Origin of the sequence: Staphylococcus sp. HMSC071G07, from assembly GCF_001811435.1 — a bacterium.
GTDB classification, from domain to species: Bacteria; Bacillota; Bacilli; order Staphylococcales; family Staphylococcaceae; genus Staphylococcus; species Staphylococcus pettenkoferi.
This window is the reverse complement of the sequence record NZ_KV804785.1, coordinates 39,178-57,938: the sequence shown is the minus strand read 5'-3', so window position 1 is coordinate 57,938 and position 18,761 is coordinate 39,178. Positions and strand designations below refer to the sequence as shown.

General features: G+C 40.4%; 20 protein-coding genes. All 20 read left to right on the top strand.

Features of this window, described 5'->3' with window-relative positions; all coding sequences use genetic code 11:
* The first annotated feature begins 541 nt into the window (after positions 1–541).
* The 20 genes from HMPREF2802_RS11185 to atpA all read left to right on the top strand — a co-directional run bounded on the left by HMPREF2802_RS11185 (position 542) and on the right by atpA (position 18,752).
* Positions 542–1,801 carry a UDP-N-acetylglucosamine 1-carboxyvinyltransferase gene (locus HMPREF2802_RS11185; protein WP_070504717.1) on the top strand — a complete coding sequence of 420 codons (1,260 nt, stop codon included), beginning with the start codon at positions 542–544 and terminating at the stop codon, positions 1,799–1,801.
* A gap of 140 nt (positions 1,802–1,941) precedes the next feature.
* On the top strand, positions 1,942–2,265 hold the full coding sequence (locus tag HMPREF2802_RS11180) for a winged helix-turn-helix transcriptional regulator (RefSeq protein ID WP_002471619.1): 324 nt from the start codon (positions 1,942–1,944) through the stop codon (positions 2,263–2,265).
* A gap of 180 nt (positions 2,266–2,445) precedes the next feature.
* The gene (locus HMPREF2802_RS11175; protein ID WP_070504714.1) at positions 2,446–3,873 is read left to right on the top strand and encodes an aldehyde dehydrogenase family protein; all 1,428 of its coding nucleotides are present in this window, start codon (positions 2,446–2,448) and stop codon (positions 3,871–3,873) included.
* Between the two features lie 424 nt (positions 3,874–4,297).
* Entirely contained in the window at positions 4,298–5,614 is a 1,317-nt protein-coding gene (rho, locus tag HMPREF2802_RS11170; RefSeq protein WP_002471611.1) for a transcription termination factor Rho, read from the top strand.
* 166 nt (positions 5,615–5,780) lie between these two features.
* Positions 5,781–6,041, top strand: coding sequence for a type B 50S ribosomal protein L31 (locus HMPREF2802_RS11165; protein ID WP_049405692.1), 261 nt, complete (start codon positions 5,781–5,783; stop codon positions 6,039–6,041).
* A 353-nt stretch (positions 6,042–6,394) separates the two neighbouring features.
* On the top strand, positions 6,395–7,000 hold the full coding sequence (locus HMPREF2802_RS11160; protein WP_070504711.1) for a thymidine kinase: 606 nt from the start codon (positions 6,395–6,397) through the stop codon (positions 6,998–7,000).
* Positions 7,001–8,080, top strand: a complete 1,080-nt coding sequence (prfA, locus tag HMPREF2802_RS11155) for a peptide chain release factor 1 (protein ID WP_070504708.1) — start codon at positions 7,001–7,003, stop codon at positions 8,078–8,080.
* Positions 8,067–8,915 (top strand): peptide chain release factor N(5)-glutamine methyltransferase, encoded by an 849-nt coding sequence (gene prmC / locus HMPREF2802_RS11150; protein WP_070504705.1) that lies wholly within the window; start codon positions 8,067–8,069, stop codon positions 8,913–8,915. The genes prfA and prmC overlap by 14 nt, the downstream gene beginning before the upstream one ends.
* Before the next feature lie 175 nt (positions 8,916–9,090).
* The gene (locus tag HMPREF2802_RS11145; protein ID WP_070504702.1) at positions 9,091–10,122 is read left to right on the top strand and encodes an L-threonylcarbamoyladenylate synthase; all 1,032 of its coding nucleotides are present in this window, start codon (positions 9,091–9,093) and stop codon (positions 10,120–10,122) included.
* Entirely contained in the window at positions 10,119–10,547 is a 429-nt protein-coding gene (locus tag HMPREF2802_RS11140) for a low molecular weight protein arginine phosphatase (RefSeq protein ID WP_070504699.1), read from the top strand. The genes HMPREF2802_RS11145 and HMPREF2802_RS11140 overlap by 4 nt, the downstream gene beginning before the upstream one ends.
* A gap of 414 nt (positions 10,548–10,961) precedes the next feature.
* The gene (locus HMPREF2802_RS11135; RefSeq protein WP_070504696.1) at positions 10,962–11,486 is read left to right on the top strand and encodes a TIGR01440 family protein; all 525 of its coding nucleotides are present in this window, start codon (positions 10,962–10,964) and stop codon (positions 11,484–11,486) included.
* A 20-nt stretch (positions 11,487–11,506) separates the two neighbouring features.
* Entirely contained in the window at positions 11,507–12,745 is a 1,239-nt protein-coding gene (gene glyA / locus HMPREF2802_RS11130; RefSeq protein WP_070504693.1) for a serine hydroxymethyltransferase, read from the top strand.
* Between the two features lie 18 nt (positions 12,746–12,763).
* Positions 12,764–13,393 carry a uracil phosphoribosyltransferase gene (upp, locus tag HMPREF2802_RS11125; protein ID WP_002471657.1) on the top strand — a complete coding sequence of 210 codons (630 nt, stop codon included), beginning with the start codon at positions 12,764–12,766 and terminating at the stop codon, positions 13,391–13,393.
* Between the two features lie 21 nt (positions 13,394–13,414).
* Positions 13,415–14,545 (top strand): non-hydrolyzing UDP-N-acetylglucosamine 2-epimerase, encoded by a 1,131-nt coding sequence (wecB, locus tag HMPREF2802_RS11120; RefSeq protein WP_070504690.1) that lies wholly within the window; start codon positions 13,415–13,417, stop codon positions 14,543–14,545.
* 160 nt (positions 14,546–14,705) lie between these two features.
* Positions 14,706–15,056: an ATP synthase subunit I gene (locus HMPREF2802_RS11115; RefSeq protein WP_070504688.1), complete on the top strand. Its 351-nt coding sequence runs from the start codon at positions 14,706–14,708 to the stop codon at positions 15,054–15,056.
* 23 nt (positions 15,057–15,079) lie between these two features.
* Positions 15,080–15,808, top strand: coding sequence for a F0F1 ATP synthase subunit A (gene atpB, locus HMPREF2802_RS11110; protein WP_002471667.1), 729 nt, complete (start codon positions 15,080–15,082; stop codon positions 15,806–15,808).
* Between the two features lie 43 nt (positions 15,809–15,851).
* Positions 15,852–16,064, top strand: coding sequence for a F0F1 ATP synthase subunit C (gene atpE / locus HMPREF2802_RS11105; RefSeq protein WP_002471666.1), 213 nt, complete (start codon positions 15,852–15,854; stop codon positions 16,062–16,064).
* A gap of 95 nt (positions 16,065–16,159) precedes the next feature.
* On the top strand, positions 16,160–16,681 hold the full coding sequence (locus HMPREF2802_RS11100) for a F0F1 ATP synthase subunit B (protein ID WP_002471663.1): 522 nt from the start codon (positions 16,160–16,162) through the stop codon (positions 16,679–16,681).
* Positions 16,681–17,220: a F0F1 ATP synthase subunit delta gene (locus HMPREF2802_RS11095; protein WP_070504686.1), complete on the top strand. Its 540-nt coding sequence runs from the start codon at positions 16,681–16,683 to the stop codon at positions 17,218–17,220. Before HMPREF2802_RS11100 ends, HMPREF2802_RS11095 begins: the two co-directional genes overlap by 1 nt.
* A gap of 23 nt (positions 17,221–17,243) precedes the next feature.
* Entirely contained in the window at positions 17,244–18,752 is a 1,509-nt protein-coding gene (gene atpA, locus HMPREF2802_RS11090; protein WP_002471614.1) for a F0F1 ATP synthase subunit alpha, read from the top strand.
* The last annotated feature ends 9 nt before the right edge of the window (positions 18,753–18,761 follow it).

The window sequence follows — 18,761 nt, the reverse complement described above, 5'->3', positions numbered from 1 at the left end:
TGTAATTAAGATATGCGATATTTTCAAATCGAGCTTCATATCATGTGGCTTTCATCGATGATATTCTGCGCTTAGTAGTAACCTCTCACTCGTTAAGGCTCACTTAAGATGACTGACTTCTGATATTGAGAAATTCATCTTTGGTCATATAATTTTTATACTTTCTGAGCAGAAATTTGGTATAATATTCCGTGGAATAAGATAGCGTGATCAAACATATTCAATTGAGCAATTACAATCTGTGGTATATGTAAAAAAATAAAGTGGATTTAAAAGACATAAAGATTGGCTTTTTTCAACGATTTAGATTCTCGTGCAGCATGTGGTTAATTCAATTAGAATCGGGAAAGGATTAACGTAAATCTTCGCATAACTATGATATATACTTACATGATTTAGATTTACGCGCACAATATAAATATTTTTACACTTATATTCAGACAAAGCTAACGAAACTTTGCAAACTATATTATAATAATTTATAATGCTAATAATGTATTTTTAGAAAATTGATCGAGATGAGATAAAGGAGAACATAGGCATGACTCAAGAAGTGATTAAAATCAGAGGTGGTCAAACACTTTCTGGTACAGTACATAATCACGGTGCTAAGAACAGTGCCGTAGCGATAATACCCGCTACGCTTCTAGCGGAAGATAAGGTAACGGTAGAAGGGTTGCCGCAAATTTCTGATGTCGATACGCTAGTAAGCTTATTGGGCGATTTGAATATCCATACTGAGTTAGACGGTACAACGCTAGATGTAGATCCGACAGAAATTGAGAATGCACCATTACCGAACAATAAAGTACAATCTTTACGTGCGTCTTATTATATGATGGGCGCAATGCTGGGCCGTTTTAAAAAATGTGTCATTGGTCTGCCAGGTGGTTGCCCACTAGGACCAAGACCAATTGATCAGCATATTAAAGGATTTAAAGCGTTAGGTGCTGTCGTGGATGAGTCGAGTGAAACATCTATGAAGATTGAAGCGGATCAACTCGTAGGTGCAAATATCTTCTTAGATATGGTCAGTGTAGGCGCGACGATTAATATTATGCTTGCTGCTGTGCGTGCGAAAGGACAGACAGTAATCGAGAATGCTGCGAAAGAACCTGAAGTCGTGGATGTCGCTGCCTTTCTCTCTAGTCTAGGTGCAAATATTAAGGGCGCAGGAACAAGTACGATTAAGATTACAGGCGTTGAGCATCTTCACGGCTCACGTCATCAAGTGATTCCTGATCGTATTGAAGCGGGAACTTATATGTGTATTGCGGCTGCTTGTGCCGAAGAGATGACGATTGACCATATTATTCCTAAGCATGTAGAACCACTCACAGTGAAATTGAAAGAACTAGGTGTCGATGTGGATATGCATGAAGATAGTGTAACGATTCGTCGTCAATCGCCATATGACAGTGTGAATATTAAGACACTCGTTTATCCTGGTTTCGCTACAGATTTACAGCAACCGATTACACCTCTACTCTTCTTGAGTGAGGGAATTTCACTTGTGACGGATACGATTTATCCAGCCCGTTTCAAACATGTTGAAGAGCTTCAGAACATGGGCGCAGATATTTCTGCCGATCAGGGTACTGCGACAATCAAACCTTCAACGCTTCACGGAGCAAGTGTTTATGCAAGTGATTTGCGTGCAGGTGCATGTCTGATTGTGGCGGCATTACTTGCTGAAGGTGTAACTACGATTTACAACGTGAAACATATTTATCGCGGTTATACACAAATTGTAGAAACATTGAAGCGTTTAGGTGCAGATATTTGGACTGAAGAAGTTTAAAGTCATGTGCTATACTTAATATAAGATTTGTACTGAAATGAGAAGGCTAAGTTGGCGTTTATTGAATCGCCATGGTTAATTTATGAAGTAATCATTTCAGTTAAAGTCGTTATCCCAACTTTGGTTAAAAGGTGATGCAAATGGAAGTATGTCCTTATCTCGAAGAAACCTTTAAAATACTCGGGCGCAGTTGGAACGGTTTAATCATCAATTATCTTTCACGATGTCCTGAGCACCAAGCGCATTTTACAGAAATGAAGAGAGATTTAAAGACAATTACGCCACGTTCACTCAGTTTAAAACTGACGGAATTGAGCGATTGGGGATTGCTAACGAAAGACATCGTCTCTACCGATCCAGTGACGATTGTCTATAAACTTACAGATAAAGGTATTTCACTCGCTCAAGCACTCGAACCGATTGAAGAGTGGGCGCAAGAACACATTCAACTTGAAGAACATTAGTGCTGGCGAATCAATATAGTATGATTTCAACTCATTAAGCGGTAGTGATGCGACGGAAAGCAATTTCGTTGCGTACTATCGCTTTTTCTAATAGGATAAACCTTACCATTTTACTATGTTTAATGATTTAGGAAAAAGGAAATAGTAATACCAACACGAAATAAGGAGTGTATAATAATCATGAGAAACTATAATAAACAATATATCAACGGTGAATGGGTAGAGAGTGCAAGCGGTGAAACACTCGAAGTCATCAACCCTGCGACAGAAGAAGTATTAGGAACAATCGCAGCAGGTAATAAAGAAGATGTCGACAAAGCGGTAGAAGCTGCAGACCAAGTTGCAGTGGAATTCCGTCATAGTTCAGTAGAAGAACGTAAAGAATTATTAGACAAAATCTTGCAAGAATACAAGAATAGAAAGCAAGATATCATCGAAGCAATTACTGATGAATTAGGTTCACCACTTAAAGTTTCTGAAGATGTACACTACCAAGCAGGCATCAATCACTTCCAAGCAGCAAGAGATGCCTTAGATTCATTTGAATTTGAAGAACGTCGTGGCGACGACTTAGTAGTTAAAGAAGGTATTGGTGTTGCTGGTCTCGTAACACCTTGGAACTTCCCAACAAACCAAACTTCCTTGAAACTCGCAGCAGCATTTGCAGCAGGAAGTCCAGTTGTCTTGAAACCGTCTGAAGAAACACCTTACGCGGCAATCATCTTAGCTGAAATCTTCGATAAAGTCGGTGTACCTAAAGGTGTGTTCAACCTCGTTAACGGTGACGGTGAAGGTGTAGGTAACCCACTTAGTGAACACCCTAAAGTACGCATGATGTCATTCACTGGCTCAGGCGGTACAGGTAGCAAGATTATGGAGAAAGCGTCTAAAGACTTCAAGAAAGTATCTCTTGAGTTAGGTGGTAAGTCACCTTATATTATCCTTGATGATGCTGATATCGAGGAAGCAGCGAAAGCCGCAACAATGAAAGTTGTTAACAACACTGGACAAGTATGTACTGCAGGTACACGTACACTCGTTCCAGAAAGCATTAAAGATGATTTCTTAACTGCTGTGAAGAAACAATTCGAAGCAGTGAAAGTTGGCGATCCTCGTGAAGAGGGTACACAAGTAGGTCCAATCATTAGTAAAAAACAATTCGATCAAGTTCAATCTTATATTGATAAAGGTGTTGAAGAAGGTGCAGAACTCTTCTTCGGTGGCCCTGGTAAACCAGAAGGTCTCGAACAAGGTTACTTCGCACGTCCAACAATCTTTAATAATGTAGATAATAAAATGACTATTGCACAAGAAGAAATCTTCGGTCCGGTAATGTCAATCATCACTTACAATGACATTGACGAAGCAATTGAAATTGCGAACGATACGAAATACGGACTTGCTTCTTACGTCTTCGGTAAAGACAAAGAAACAATGCGTCATATCGCACACTACATTGAAGCAGGTACTGTAGAACTTAACGAAGCTGGACGTAAACCTGATCTTCCATTCGGGGGCTACAAACAATCAGGTTTAGGTCGTGAATGGGGCGACTACGGTATCGAAGAATTCTTAGAAGTGAAATCTATCGCAGGTTATTACAAATAATAGATGAAGATGATTTCAAGCTCGTTCAAGGCATATGCTTTGAACGAGCTCTTTTAAATGCGTATGAATCGTGATGAGGGCTATGACGAGAAGTGCCAAATACTTGTCATTTTAAAACGTAAAGTCAGGACAAGAATGTTTTTGTATTTGCGGATAAATTTTGCTATAGTAATTAAGGTAATAAGATTGAGAAGATTATATAATTTAAGAAATTGGTAGTCACCTATTATTGAATATAGGACTGCGATTCAACTCAGACGATAGTGCACCGAGAACGCGTGTAAATTGTACGTTATACAGCTTAATTATACATATCTTAACTCATCATCTTATAAGGCGCTCTTCGACTTATTGGATGATATGCCAGAATGTTATATAACAATCAATCTTGTTAACTAAATTTAAATGAAATGGGTGCAAGATTATGCCTGAAAAAGAACGTACATCTCCTCAATATGAATCGTTCCACGAGTTATATAAACACAACACTACTAAAGAGCTCACTCAAAAAGCTAAAAACTTAAAGTTATCCAATTATAGTAAATTAAATAAAAAAGAATTAGTGCTTGCGATAATGGAAGCGCAAATGGAAAAAGACGGGAATTACTACATGGAAGGGATTCTCGATGATATACAACCAGATGGCTATGGATTCTTGAGAACAGTCAACTACTCCAAAGGTGAGAAGGACATTTACATTTCCGCAAGTCAAATTCGTCGCTTTGAAATTAAACGTGGTGACAAGGTCACAGGTAAAGTGAGAAAGCCAAAAGATAACGAGAAATACTACGGCCTACTTCAAGTCGACTTCGTCAATGATGAGAATGCGGAAGAAGTTAAGAAACGGCCTCACTTCCAAGCGCTCACACCTCTCTATCCTGAAGAACGCATCATGCTCGAAACAACGCGAACAAATTATTCAACACGTATCATGGACTTAATCACGCCGATCGGTCTAGGGCAACGTGGTCTCATCGTTGCACCACCGAAAGCAGGTAAGACATCACTCTTGAAAGAAATCGCTAATGCGATGGCTGAGAATAAGCCAGACGCAGAACTCTTCGTCTTACTTGTTGGTGAACGTCCTGAAGAGGTTACAGACATTGAGCGTTCTGTTGAAAGTGCGGAAGTCGTGCACTCTACTTTCGATGAACCACCACAACACCACGTGAAAGTTGCTGAGTTATTATTAGAACGTGCGAAGCGTCTCGTCGAAATCGGTAAAGACGTGATTATCTTGATGGATTCTATCACACGTCTTGCTCGTGCATATAACTTAGTTATCCCGCCAAGTGGTCGTACATTATCAGGTGGGCTTGATCCTGCTTCATTACACAAACCGAAAGCTTTCTTCGGTGCAGCGCGTAATATCGAAGCGGGCGGCAGTTTAACGATTCTTGCTACTGCACTTGTCGACACAGGTTCACGTATGGATGACATGATTTACGAAGAGTTCAAAGGTACAGGGAACATGGAACTTCATCTTGATCGTAAACTCGCTGAGCGTCGTGTCTTCCCAGCGATTGATATCGGTCGTAGTTCTACACGTAAAGAAGAATTGCTTATTTCTCGCAAAGAACTTGAATCACTATGGCAGTTACGCAACATGTTTACAGATTCACTCGATTTCACAGAGCGTTTTATCCGCAAGTTAAAACGCACTGATAACAACCATGAATTCTTTATCCAATTACAAGAGGCAGCGAAAGAAAGTACGAAGACCGGTAAGCCAATTATTTAGTGAAACTGTGCTGATGCTTAGCGTTTTATTGTAAGAGAGAAAGAATGAAGAGTTCTACCTCAAGGGGTTGCGTTTTACTCATATAGCACTTATAATGATTTAGTATTGGTTAAAAACTCATAAATAACTCTGTTCCAGATGGTTCAGGGCAAAGGAGCTGAAAATAATGAAACAAGGAATCCATCCAGATTACCACAAAGTTATCTTTTTAGATACTACAACTAACTACAAATTCTTAAGTGGTTCTACTAAAACATCATCAGAAACTATGGAATGGGAAGACGGCAACGAATACCCAGTAATTCGTTTAGACGTTTCATCAGATTCACACCCATTCTACACAGGACGTCAAAAATTCGCAGCTGCGGATGGTCGTGTGGAACGTTTCAACAAGAAATTTGGTTTCAAATCAAACAACAACAATTAATTCTAACATTCAAGCATTCTCATCCGTGTATGGGGATGCTTTTTTCTGTTTATACATAAGCGCAGTAGCTGACTATACTTGAGATAGCTGGCGCAGTCTCAAATACTAAGATGACGAAATCACATAGATTTCTGTCTCAATTAAGTATTAGCTTTGAAAGCAAGTGTAAGTTACTAATAGTTCTAATTAAGTAATTACGCAGTAGACGACTGAATTCGAAATTGCCTATGCAGTTTCGAACACTAGTCGTCCTTGCGGGGGTGAGACAACGAAATCAATAAATTGATTTCTGTCTCACTCCCCAAAATATGATATAATAAACCGATTATGTTTTTAAAAAGGTGGATCACATCATGTACGAAACTTATCACTCTGGCTGGATAGAGTGTATTACAGGAAGCATGTTTAGTGGGAAATCTGAAGAGTTGATTCGACGATTGCGCAGAGGGCTTTACGCGAAACAGAAAGTGATTGTGTTTAAGCCTGCGATTGATGATCGTTACGACAAAGACAAGATTGTGTCCCACAACGGTAATGCGATAGAAGCATTTAATATCACTACCGCTGCCGAAATTCTTAAATATGATTTATCAGACGTCGATGTTATTGGTATTGATGAAGTACAGTTCTTCGACGCTGAAATTGTACATATAGCGGAACAACTCGCTGATCAAGGTCATCGTGTTGTGACAGCAGGACTAGACATGAACTTTCGTGGACAGCCGTTTGAACCGATGCCTGCAATGCTTGCTGTAAGTGAAATTATCATTAAACTTCAAGCAGTCTGTGCAGTTTGTGGTTCGTCCTCAAGCCGCACGCAACGGCTCATTGATGGTAAGCCAGCGAAAGTAGATGATCCTGTAATATTAGTAGGTGCTAATGAAAGTTATGAGCCACGGTGTCGTGCACATCATATCGTTGCACCGAGTGATGACGAGAAAGAGAAGGAGGAACTTTAAGTGTTTGATCAATTAGATATTGTTGAAGAAAGATATGAACAATTAAACGAACTATTGAGTGACCCAGAAGTTGTCAATGATTCGGACAAACTCCGTGCTTATTCTAAAGAACAAGCAGATTTGCAAAAGACGGTCGAGGTGTACCGCGAATATAAACAGGTTAAAGAGGATTTAGCTGATATCGATGACATGTTAAGAGAAACGAAAGACAAAGACGAAATCGATATGCTTAAAGAAGAAGCTAACAATTTGAAACCTCAAGTTCCTAAACTTGAAGAACAACTGAAATTTTTACTCATCCCTAAAGATCCTAATGATGACAAGAACGTTATTGTGGAAATTCGTGCTGCAGCTGGTGGGGATGAAGCGGCTATCTTCGCAGGTGACTTATTAAGAATGTATTCACGTTACAGCGAAACATTAGGTTACAAGACAGACATCGTGGAAATGAACGCAAGTGATCACGGCGGCTATAAAGAAGTTAGTTTCATGATTCAAGGACAAGGTGCTTATTCTAAATTGAAATATGAGAACGGTGCGCACCGTGTTCAACGTGTACCTGAGACAGAATCAGGCGGTCGTATCCATACCTCTACAGCAACGGTAGCGGTATTACCAGAAGCTGAAGACGTAGAGGTCGAAATCCGTAATGAGGATATTAAAATTGATACGTATCGTTCTAGTGGTGCAGGTGGTCAGCACGTTAATACAACTGACTCAGCTGTACGTATTACGCACACACCGACAGGTACGGTTGTAACTTCTCAAGATGAAAAATCTCAAATTAAGAACCGTGAAAAAGCGATGAAAGTCTTAAAAGCACGTGTTTACGATATGAAAGTTCAAGAAGAAGAAGAAAAATACGCTTCTGAACGTAAGTCAGCAGTAGGAACAGGTGACCGTTCAGAACGTATCAGAACATATAACTACCCACAAAATCGTGTGACAGACCATCGTATCGGTTTAACGATTCAAAAATTAGATCAAATCGTTGAAGGTAAACTCGATGAAATTATTGATGCGCTCACACTATCAGAGCAAACTGAGAAATTGAAAGAACTTAATAATGGCGAGCTATAGCGAGGTACTGCAACAAGCACAAAGCGAAGCAGAAATATACGGTGTGGAACGTGCAAGTGTCGAATGGCTCTTTTTCGAGTTATTAGACTGGCGTCGTAATGACTTTATAATGAAGAAAGACGCAGCGATGCCTGAACATGAGGTAGCCCAGTTTAAGCGAGGAATGAAACGTTTACTTCAAGGTGAACCTGTTCAATACATCCTCGGCTATCAGTACTTTTATGGGGAACGGTTCAAGGTATCATCAGCTTGCCTCATCCCACGGCCAGAAACCGAGGAAGTCATGTTGCACTTTGTGAAGCAACTTCGCCCTCATGCGAGAGTGGTTGATATAGGTACTGGCAGTGGCAACTTGCCGATTATGATTAAGCATCTTGCGCCATCCACGGAAGTGTTCGCTACGGATATTTCGTCAGAAGCGTTGCAAGTCGCTCGTGCTAATGCTGCTGAACACAAGGTAGATGTTCAATTTCTTGAAGGTAACACACTTGAACCACTGATAGAGCAAGGGATTAAAGTAGACGGGTTAATTTCAAACCCACCCTATATCAGTGAAGACGAGCTTGAGGTGATGGGTGAGTCTGTACGACGTTATGAGCCACAGATAGCGTTATTTGCAGAAGAGCGAGGTTTAGCGATTTATCATAAAATCTTAAAAGAACTTCCTCAAGTGCTGAATCCAGAGGCAATAGTCACCTTTGAAATAGGTTACCAACAAGGGGAACGTATTACACAATTGATTCATGCGTTATACCCATGGCTCAATGTTGAGGTTATTCAAGACATCAATGGCAATGAGCGTATTGCTTCATTTGTATGGACGTCAGAATCATGAACAGATTAAGACATGATTATAAGCGAAAATGACTTATATTAGAATGCTTGAGTATAAGGGGGGTGAGAAGAGCAAACTTTAGATTACAAACTAAAGTTATGCTCACTCACACCTTCTTTTTTTATACAGTTTAGCGATAACGATAATACATTTTTTCTCAAAGGAGGGAAGTCGGATGGAAACGAAAGTTTGGCATATGCGTGATCATATTAGTGAACAAGATTTAAATGAAATTAAAGAACAGTTTGAAGCGTCAGAACTTGTCGTTATTCCTACTGAAACGGTCTATGGCCTTGGTGGCAATGCACGTAGTGACGAAGCTGTAAAGCGTATCTATGAAGCGAAAGGGCGACCTTCAGATAATCCATTGATCGTGCATATTCATAGCATGACTCAACTTGATGATTTCGTTGAGGAAGTGTCTCCACAAGTTCGTGAGCTGATGCGAGCTTTCTGGCCTGGACCTATATCTTTTATTTTACCGTTGAAAGCAGGATATTTATGTAAACGTGTGACAGGAGGCTTAAATTCCATAGCAGTTAGAATGCCAAGCCATCCTGTGGGACGTCGTATACTGCAGTATGTCAATTTACCTATAGCGGCACCAAGCGCCAATTTAAGTGGACGACCTTCGCCTACCATGTTTCAGCACGCGTTCGACGATTTGAACGGTCGTGTTGCTGGCATAGTGAATGGCGATCAAAGTGAAGAAGGACTTGAGAGTACGGTCTTAGATTGTACGACTTATCCTTTCCAAATTGCACGTCCAGGAGCGGTTACGAAAGAGATGATTGAAGCTGTATTACCACACAGTGTAGAAGGTAAAAGTGGTTTGAAAGATGGGAAACCTATTGCGCCGGGTATGAAATATAAGCATTACGCGCCAGATACACCGGTAAGCGTGTTAACACAATTGAATGGGCCTATCTCAAATGATAAAGATTGGCAACATACTGCATTTGTCGTTCCGAAAAGTCTTCAAGAATGGGTGCCAAACAACGGGCATTTTATCTCACTGTGTGACGACGAAGAAGATGTAAAAGCGGCTAACCATAATCTGTATCGCATCCTACATGAGTTAGATATAGAAGATAAAATTACGAGTGCGTATATTTATGGCTTTACTCATCAGTCGAAAGCGGAAGCGTATATGAATCGTTTAATGAAAGCTGCGAATCAAGAAGTAGTAACGGGGGATGAGTTATGAAAATAATCTTCGTGTGTACAGGTAACACTTGTCGAAGCCCACTAGCAGAGAGCAGTGCGCGACATTATATGCCGAATGTAGAAAGCGAATCGCGAGGTATCTTTGCGATGGATGGCGCCCCAGTATCCGCGCATAGCATAGATATTCTCAAATCGAAAGGCTATCCTGAACCTGATTCTGCGCAGTCACTAGGGGACGGCGTTAAGGAAGCGGATTTAATTCTGACGATGACGCGTGAACATCAACAGATTATTCAGTCGATGAACCCGGATGCGCGTCATGTCTTTACGCTTAATGAATATGTTGGCCTAGACGGGGATATTGCTGATCCAATTGGTGGCAGTAAAGCGACTTATGAGGAGACGTTTGAGCAGATTGACCATGCGGTTCGTCTATTAAGTGAAAAGTTGAGCAATGAGCAGTAAAGCTGAGTTTAAAGTACGAAATGTGTGACGCATATATTTATAGTATGAGACGGCCAATAAATACGTTATAATTGAAGTTGTATAGCACCATGCTATGAGTCTGTTTATTATTATTTATTGCGATTGACGATGAACGAAGGTGGAGCGTGAGCGTTTGACAGGTAAGGAGAAGACATGATGGAGCACCGCGATTTTACTTCAAGTAAATGAGCAAGCGACAGCATCATTCGACGACGCATGCGAGCGCTTGTCTTCCAAATCGCAAAAAGAAGATTGAGAGAAAGCGTTTGACAAGCAAGGAGAAGACATGATGGAGAGCCGCGATTTTACTTCAGGTAAATGAGCAAGCGACAACATCATTCGACGAAGTATGCAAGCGCTTGTCTCCAATCTTCACAAGAAAGAGGTGGGAGTGTGGAAAGCTTACAACAATTACTAGACGAACTCAAAGCAAAACAATTCTTCCGTAAAGGTGAATTATGCGTCATTGGTTGTTCGACATCCGAAGTGATCGGTGAACGCATTGGTTCAGTGGGTTCGATGGACATTGCTGAATCATTATTTGAGCATTTTCAACAAATCGAGAAAGAAACAGGAGTGCATTTCGTCTATCAAGGTTGTGAACATATTAACCGAGCGATCACCATAGAGCGAGCTGATTACGATCCATACACGATGGAAGAAGTGACAGTCGTTCCAGATGTACATGCAGGAGGAAGTCTCGCAACATACGCTTATCAACATATGAAAGATCCGATGGTCGTGGAATCTATCACAGTTCCTAAAGGGATTGATATCGGACAAACATTGATTGGTATGCATTTGAAACATGTTGCTATTCCAATTCGTACATCAGTTAAACAAATAGGGGAAGCAGTTGTCACTATCGCATCCTCAAGACCTAAGAAGATAGGTGGCGAGCGTGCGAAATACGACTAATACAGAAAAGGGGTTATCTTATGTCATTCATTCAGAAACAAGATCAAGAAATCTATGACGCAATTCAGAACGAATTTAACCGTCAGAATAATAATATTGAACTTATTGCTTCAGAAAACTTTGTCTCAGAAGCGGTAATGGAGGCACAAGGTTCAGTACTAACGAATAAATATGCTGAAGGGTATCCAGGTCGTCGCTATTATGGGGGTTGTAGCTACGTTGATGTCTCTGAGCGTCTCGCTATCGCGCGTGCGAAAGAGTTGTTTGGCGCTGAACACGCAAACGTACAACCTCATTCTGGGTCTCAGGCGAATATGGCCGTTTACCTTGTCGCATTAGAACATGGAGATACTGTATTAGGCATGAATCTAAGTCAGGGCGGACATCTTACACATGGTGCGCCAGTGAACTTTAGCGGGCAGTTCTATAATTTCGTCGAGTATGGCGTCGACAAAGAATCTGAGAAGATTGACTATGATGAAGTGCGACGCATCGCGCAGAAACATCAACCGAAACTTATCGTAGCAGGTGCCTCAGCGTACTCACGTCAAATTGATTTTAAACGCTTTAAGGAAATTGCAGATGAAGTTGGAGCGAAATTGATGGTGGATATGGCACATATCGCTGGCTTAGTTGCAGCAGGCTTACATCCTAACCCTGTGGAGTATGCAGATTTCGTGACGACAACGACGCATAAGACATTGCGTGGGCCACGTGGCGGTATGATTCTCTGCAAGGAGGAGTACAAGAAAGCTGTAGATAAGACGATCTTCCCAGGTATTCAAGGCGGACCGTTAGAACATGTTATCGCTGCTAAAGCTGTTGCATTAGGTGAAGCTTTACAACCTGACTTTAAAGACTACCAAGCTCAAGTTATCACTAATGCACGCGTGCTAGCTGAAACACTTCAAGAAGAAGGGTTCCGTATCGTTTCAGGTGGTACTGACAACCATCTCGTATGTGTAGATGTTAAAGGTTCAGTCGGCATTACTGGTAAAGTTGCTGAAGAAGTATTAGATGATATCGGTATTACTTGTAATAAGAACACTATACCATTTGATCAAGAAAAACCATTCGTGACAAGTGGCTTACGTTTAGGTACGCCAGCAGCGACGACGCGTGGATTTGACGAAGCGGCTTTTAAAGAAGTGGCTAAAATAATGAGCTTAGTCTTGAAAGACCCAGAGAATGAACAAGTACTTAAAGAAGGGAAAGAACGTGTGCGTACACTAACCTCTAAGTACCCACTATATAATTAATATTGGAGGAACATAACCATGGGGAAAGTACATGTATTTGATCATCCGTTGATTCAACACAAATTAAGTTATATTCGAGATGTGAACACTGGTACGAAAGGATTTAGAGAGCTTGTAGACGAAGTAGGTATGCTTATGGCATACGAAGTAACGCGTAACCTCGAGTTGCAAGATGTTGAAATCGATACACCAGTGACACGAACTACTGCGAAACGTTTATCAGGTAAGAAACTTGCGTTTATCCCTATATTGAGAGCAGGTCTTGGCATGACGCAAGGCATCCTCAACTTAGTGCCTGCAGCTAAAGTAGGACATGTAGGTTTATACCGCGATCCTGAAACGTTAAAAGCGGTGGAATACTTTGTGAAACTTCCACAAGATATTGAAGATCGTGAAATTATCGTTATTGACCCTATGTTAGCGACAGGAGCTTCAGCAATCGAAGCGATTCATTCATTGAAGAAAAGAGGAGCGAAACACATTCGCTTTATGTGTCTCATTGCTGCGCCTGAGGGTGTAGAGAAATTGAAAGAGGCACACGAAGATGTTGACATCTACATCGCAGCGTTAGACGAGAAATTAGATGAGAATGCGTACATTATTCCGGGTCTTGGTGATGCCGGTGACCGATTATTCGGTACGAAATAGTCAAGCTTAGGAGTGGCGTCGATGAAGAAGATAATGACGGTGTTTGGTACAAGACCAGAGGCTATAAAGATGGCACCTCTGATTCAAGCTTTAAAGAAAGAGGAAATGCTTGAGCCCATTGTAGTCGTAACTGCGCAACATCGTGAAATGTTAGATTCTGTATTGCACAGCTTTCATATTGAACCGGATTACGATCTGAACATCATGAAACAAGGGCAGTCACTAACTGAGGTGACCTCACGCATCTTGACGCAACTTGATGATGTTATTAAAGATGTGAAGCCAGATATGATACTCGTACATGGCGATACGATGTCGACCTTTGCAGGCAGTCTCGCAGCTTTATATAATCAGGTTTCTATTGGTCATGTGGAAGCGGGCTTAAGAACGTGGGATAAATATGCTCCGTTTCCAGAAGAGATGAATAGACAGATGGTTGGCGTGATGGCAGACTTGAACTTTGCTCCTACGGTAACAGCAGCAGAGAATCTTCGAGCAGAGCGCAAGCCTGAATCATCCATCGTTATCACAGGTAACACAGCTATTGATGCGATGGCTTATACAGTACGTGATGACTATGAATCTATAGTGATGAATCGACATCCAAATCAACGCGTGATCTTGTTAACAGCTCATCGACGTGAGAATATCGGTGAACCTATGCGCAATATCTTTCAGGCAGTTAAAAACATCGTTGATGATCATTCTGATGTGACTGTGGTCTATCCTGTGCATAAAAATCCAAAAGTGCGTGAGTTGGCAGACAAATATTTAGGGCAGCATGATCGAATAGAATTAATTGAACCACTAGAGGTTGTTGATTTTCACAACTTTGCGCAACAAGCACATCTTATTCTTACTGACTCTGGCGGTGTGCAAGAAGAGGCACCTTCATTAGGGAAGCCTGTACTTGTACTGAGAGATGCTACTGAACGTCCTGAAGGTGTTGAAGCAGGTACGTTAAAAGTAGTAGGAACTGAAACAGAGAACATCTATAAAGCAACACATGAATTACTTACTGACGAAGCTGTGTATCGTGCTATGAGCGATGCATCCAATCCATATGGCGATGGTCATGCTTCGGAAAGAATAGTAGGGCATATTAAATATTATTTAGGCTTATCAAAGACGAAACCGGAACCATTTCGTTAATAATATGGCGGGAAATGTGACAAAATCATGAATTTTTTAGGTGTTTTTAAGAGAAAAATTCTAATGGAATTGACACATATTTCCCCCTATATTATTATTAAAACTATGTGAGTGGAACGGTTTTCAATGCGGACTTTTCGAGAGAAATGAGGCTCATAATTTGAAACGTTTCTACGTCATTTTTCAACAATTTATTCAATACTACCTGTATGCTATAATTGTACTGGGTATTGTGCTTTTTTTCACAAACTCACCATTTATATTAGGCTTAATCCTAGGCACGACGGGATCACTGGTAAATACTTTTATGTTTGAATATTACCTTGCACGAAGTAGTAGTGCAGATTCCATACATATTTCTACGGGCAGCATTTGGAGATATTTAACAGTGTTTATTGTCTGTGTCATATGGTTTATGTTCAAAGAGCATATTAATATTTTTGGTGTGGTCATCGGTCTAATTATTTCTTATTTTTTAATGATATTTAGACCTTTCTATCTTACTAAATAGTTCTACAAGAAAGAGGTGAGTTTATGGAACACGATCATCCTCTTGTCACATGGAAACTCTTCGGATTCGATATCATTTTTGATTTATCTTCCATTCTTATGATGGTGATTACAGCGCTTATCGTTTTTATTATCGCAATCATATGTACTCGTAATCTGAAGAAGCGTCCATCAGGCAAGCAGAACTTCATCGAATGGGTGTTTGACTTCGTAAGAGGGATTATTGAGAGTAACATGGCGTGGAAGAAAGGTGGCCAGTTCCACTTCCTAGCTGTCACGTTGATACTCTTTATCTTCGTCGGAAACATGTTGGGTCTTCCAATGTCTATCGCTTCCGGTGATGATAAATTGTGGTGGAAATCACCGACAGCTGATCCTACTGTCACATTGACACTCTCAACATTGATGGTTCTTCTTACACACTTCTATGGTGTGAAGATGAAAGGTGCTAAGACGTACTTTGTTGATTATGCAAAACCGTATTGGCCTTTAGCAATCATCAACATTTTTGAAGAGTTCACTTCAACTCTTACGTTAGGTCTCCGTCTTTACGGTAATATCTTTGCTGGTGAACTTCTTTTAGGTTTACTTGCAACACTTGTGTTCGCACAACCAGCATGGGGCTGGATCATTGGGCTACCTGGTCTTGTCGTTTGGCAAGGTTTCTCAGTGTTCGTCGGTACAATCCAAGCTTACATATTCCTTATGTTAGCTATGGTTTACATGTCCCACAAAGTTCAAAGCGGCCATTAATATTTAACTTATTACTTATTTATAATTAGGAGGATTTTATAATATGAATTTAATAGCAGCAGCAATTGCAATCGGTTTATCAGCATTAGGTGCAGGTATCGGTAACGGTCTTATCGTTTCAAGAACAGTCGAAGGTGTAGCGCGTCAACCAGAAGCACGTGGACAATTAATGTCAATTATGTTCATCGGTATTGGTTTAGTTGAGGCATTGCCTATCCTTGGTCTTGTAATTTCATTCATCGTAATGTCTAGATAATTACAGTCAATTAAAGGCGAAGTCAGCCGACTTTCGCCATTCATTTTTGTTTACAAGCATTACGCTATTATGAATGAAAGGAGTGTACTGAGGAAGTGACTGCGACTACAAACAGTTTCGTACTCGGTGCGGCGCACGTCCCTCAGTGGGGTACTATTATTGTAACGTTAATTACGTTCGCAATCTTACTTGCCTTACTGAAGAAATTTGCTTGGGGACCATTAAAAGAAGTAATGGATCAACGTGAACGTGATATCAACAAAGATATCGACGATGCAGAACAAGCAAAAGCTCGCGCACAAGAGTTAGAAGAAAGAAACCAACAAACGCTTAAAGAAACTCAAGAAGAAGTACATCGTATTATTGAGGACGCTAAAGTCCAAGCACGTCAACAACATGAAGAGATTATTCATGAAGCGAACGTGCGTGCAAACGGTATGATTGAAACAGCACAAAATGAAATCAATAGTGAAAAAGAGCGTGCTTTAGCAGATATTAATAATCAAGTATCAGAGCTTTCCGTTCTGATTGCGTCTAAAGTTCTTCAAAAAGAAATTTCTGAACAAGATCAGAAAGCTTTAGTTGAAAAGTATATCAAAGAGGCAGGGGATAAATAATGGCACAAGTAGCAAAGAAATATGCCAAAGCCCTTTATGATGTCGCCCTTGATAAAGATATGCTTGAAGCAATTTATGAAGAATTCGCTACGATTGATCAAGCTGTCGAATCTTATATCGACGCTTTGAGAGATTTAGACGAAGATCCTGCTAAAGATGTGCATCAAAGACGTAGATTCGTCACAAATGTATTCAAAGATGTGAACGACTATATTGAGAATATGCTCTACATACTAGCTGACAATCGTCATCTTAGCTATGTAGCAGACGTATTTAAAGTGTTCCAAGCACTTTACAATGAGCATCACAACCAAGACTTCGCAGAGATCGAGTCTGTATATCAACTATCAGAAGAAGAGATAGAACGTCTTTCTGAAGTAATCAAACAACAAACTAATTTAGATCATCTCATTGTGTCTAATCATGTTAATCCTTCTCTTATCGGTGGTATTAGAGCGAAAGTAAATACTAAAGTGATGGATGCAAGTGTACAGAATGATCTAAGAAAGCTAGAAAAGCAATTTACTAGAGTGAATTAATAAACGAAGAAGGAGTGACATAGATGGCCATTAAAGCTGAAGAAATCAGTGCATTATTACGCTCACAAATCGAGAATTATGAGTCGGAAATGTCTGTAACTGATGTTGGTACGGTACTTCAAATTGGTGACGGTATCGCACTTATCCATGGTTTAAATGACGTTATGGCTGGTGAGCTTGTAGAATTCAAAAGCGGCGTTCTAGGTTTAGCACAGAACTTAGAAGAATCAAATGTCGGTGTCGTTATTTTAGGGCCATATGATGACATTAGCGAAGGCGATGAAGTTAAACGTACAGGTAGAATCATGGAAGTACCTGTAGGTGACGAACTTATCGGTCGTGTTGTTAACCCATTAGGTCAACCTATTGATGGACAAGGTCCAATTCATACTGAAAAAACACGTCCAGTAGAGAAGAAAGCAACTGGTGTTATGGATCGTAAATCAGTAGACGAACCATTACAAACAGGTATTAAAGCGATTGACGCACTTGTACCAATCGGTAAAGGTCAACGTGAGTTAATCATCGGTGACCGTCAAACTGGTAAGACAACAATCGCTATCGATACAATCTTGAACCAACATGATCAAGACACAATTTGTATTTACGTTGCAATCGGACAGAAAGAATCAACAGTTCGTGCAAACGTTGAAAAATTACGTCAAGCTGGTGCATTAGACTACACAATCGTTGTATCTGCGTCAGCATCTGAACCTTCTCCAATGTTATACATCGCTCCATATGCAGGTGTATCAATGGGTGAAGAGTTTATGTTCCAAGGTAAAGACGTCCTAATTGTTTATGATGATTTAACTAAACAAGCGGCAGCTTACCGTGAACTTTCATTATTATTACGCCGTCCACCAGGCCGTGAAGCTTATCCAGGTGACGTGTTCTACTTACATAGTAGACTTCTTGAAAGAGCAGCGAAACTCAATGACGAATTAGGCGGCGGTTCAATCACTGCTTTACCTATCATTGAAACGCAAGCAGGGGACATTTCAGCATACGTTCCTACAAACGTTATCTCAATCACAGATGGACAAATCTTCTTACAATCTGATTTATTCTTCTCAGGTGTAAGACCAGCGATCAACGCCGGACAGTCTGTATCTCGTGTAGGTGGCTCTGCTCAAATTAAGGCAATGAAGAAAGTCGCAGGTACATTACGTCTCGACCTCGCTTCATTCCGTGAGTTAGAATCATTCGCTCAATTCGGTTCAGATTTAGACGAATTTACTGCAGCGAAATTAGAGCGTGGTAAACGTACTGTTGAAGTGCTTAAACAAGCGCAGAACAAACCACTACCTGTTGAGAACCAAGTGTTAATTATTTACACACTTACTAAAGGCTACTTAGATGACATCCCAACAGAAGATATCACTCGTTTCGAAAGTGAATTTAATGATTGGGCTAAAGTTAATGCAAGTGATTTATTAAACGAAATTAGAACTTCAGGTGCTTTACCTGACGATGCTAAATTCGAACAAGCAATTAACGAATTCAAACGAAGCTTCAGTGTATCAGAATAATTAACTTTG

Bases quoted from the DNA above. Each gene is read 5' to 3' on its own strand.
- HMPREF2802_RS11095 (WP_070504686.1), top strand. From the start codon at position 16,681: ATGGCACAAGTAGCAAAGAAATATGCCAAAGCCCTTTATGATGTCGCC.
- atpB (WP_002471667.1), top strand. From the start codon at position 15,080: ATGGAACACGATCATCCTCTTGTCACATGGAAACTCTTCGGATTCGAT.
- atpA (WP_002471614.1), top strand. From the start codon at position 17,244: ATGGCCATTAAAGCTGAAGAAATCAGTGCATTATTACGCTCACAAATC.
- prmC (WP_070504705.1), top strand. From the start codon at position 8,067: ATGGCGAGCTATAGCGAGGTACTGCAACAAGCACAAAGCGAAGCAGAA.
- HMPREF2802_RS11175 (WP_070504714.1), top strand. From the start codon at position 2,446: ATGAGAAACTATAATAAACAATATATCAACGGTGAATGGGTAGAGAGT.
- atpE (WP_002471666.1), top strand. From the start codon at position 15,852: ATGAATTTAATAGCAGCAGCAATTGCAATCGGTTTATCAGCATTAGGT.
- wecB (WP_070504690.1), top strand. From the start codon at position 13,415: ATGAAGAAGATAATGACGGTGTTTGGTACAAGACCAGAGGCTATAAAG.
- HMPREF2802_RS11160 (WP_070504711.1), top strand. From the start codon at position 6,395: ATGTACGAAACTTATCACTCTGGCTGGATAGAGTGTATTACAGGAAGC.
- HMPREF2802_RS11185 (WP_070504717.1), top strand. From the start codon at position 542: ATGACTCAAGAAGTGATTAAAATCAGAGGTGGTCAAACACTTTCTGGT.
- HMPREF2802_RS11180 (WP_002471619.1), top strand. From the start codon at position 1,942: ATGGAAGTATGTCCTTATCTCGAAGAAACCTTTAAAATACTCGGGCGC.
- upp (WP_002471657.1), top strand. From the start codon at position 12,764: ATGGGGAAAGTACATGTATTTGATCATCCGTTGATTCAACACAAATTA.
- glyA (WP_070504693.1), top strand. From the start codon at position 11,507: ATGTCATTCATTCAGAAACAAGATCAAGAAATCTATGACGCAATTCAG.
- rho (WP_002471611.1), top strand. From the start codon at position 4,298: ATGCCTGAAAAAGAACGTACATCTCCTCAATATGAATCGTTCCACGAG.
- HMPREF2802_RS11145 (WP_070504702.1), top strand. From the start codon at position 9,091: ATGGAAACGAAAGTTTGGCATATGCGTGATCATATTAGTGAACAAGAT.
- HMPREF2802_RS11140 (WP_070504699.1), top strand. From the start codon at position 10,119: ATGAAAATAATCTTCGTGTGTACAGGTAACACTTGTCGAAGCCCACTA.
- HMPREF2802_RS11165 (WP_049405692.1), top strand. From the start codon at position 5,781: ATGAAACAAGGAATCCATCCAGATTACCACAAAGTTATCTTTTTAGAT.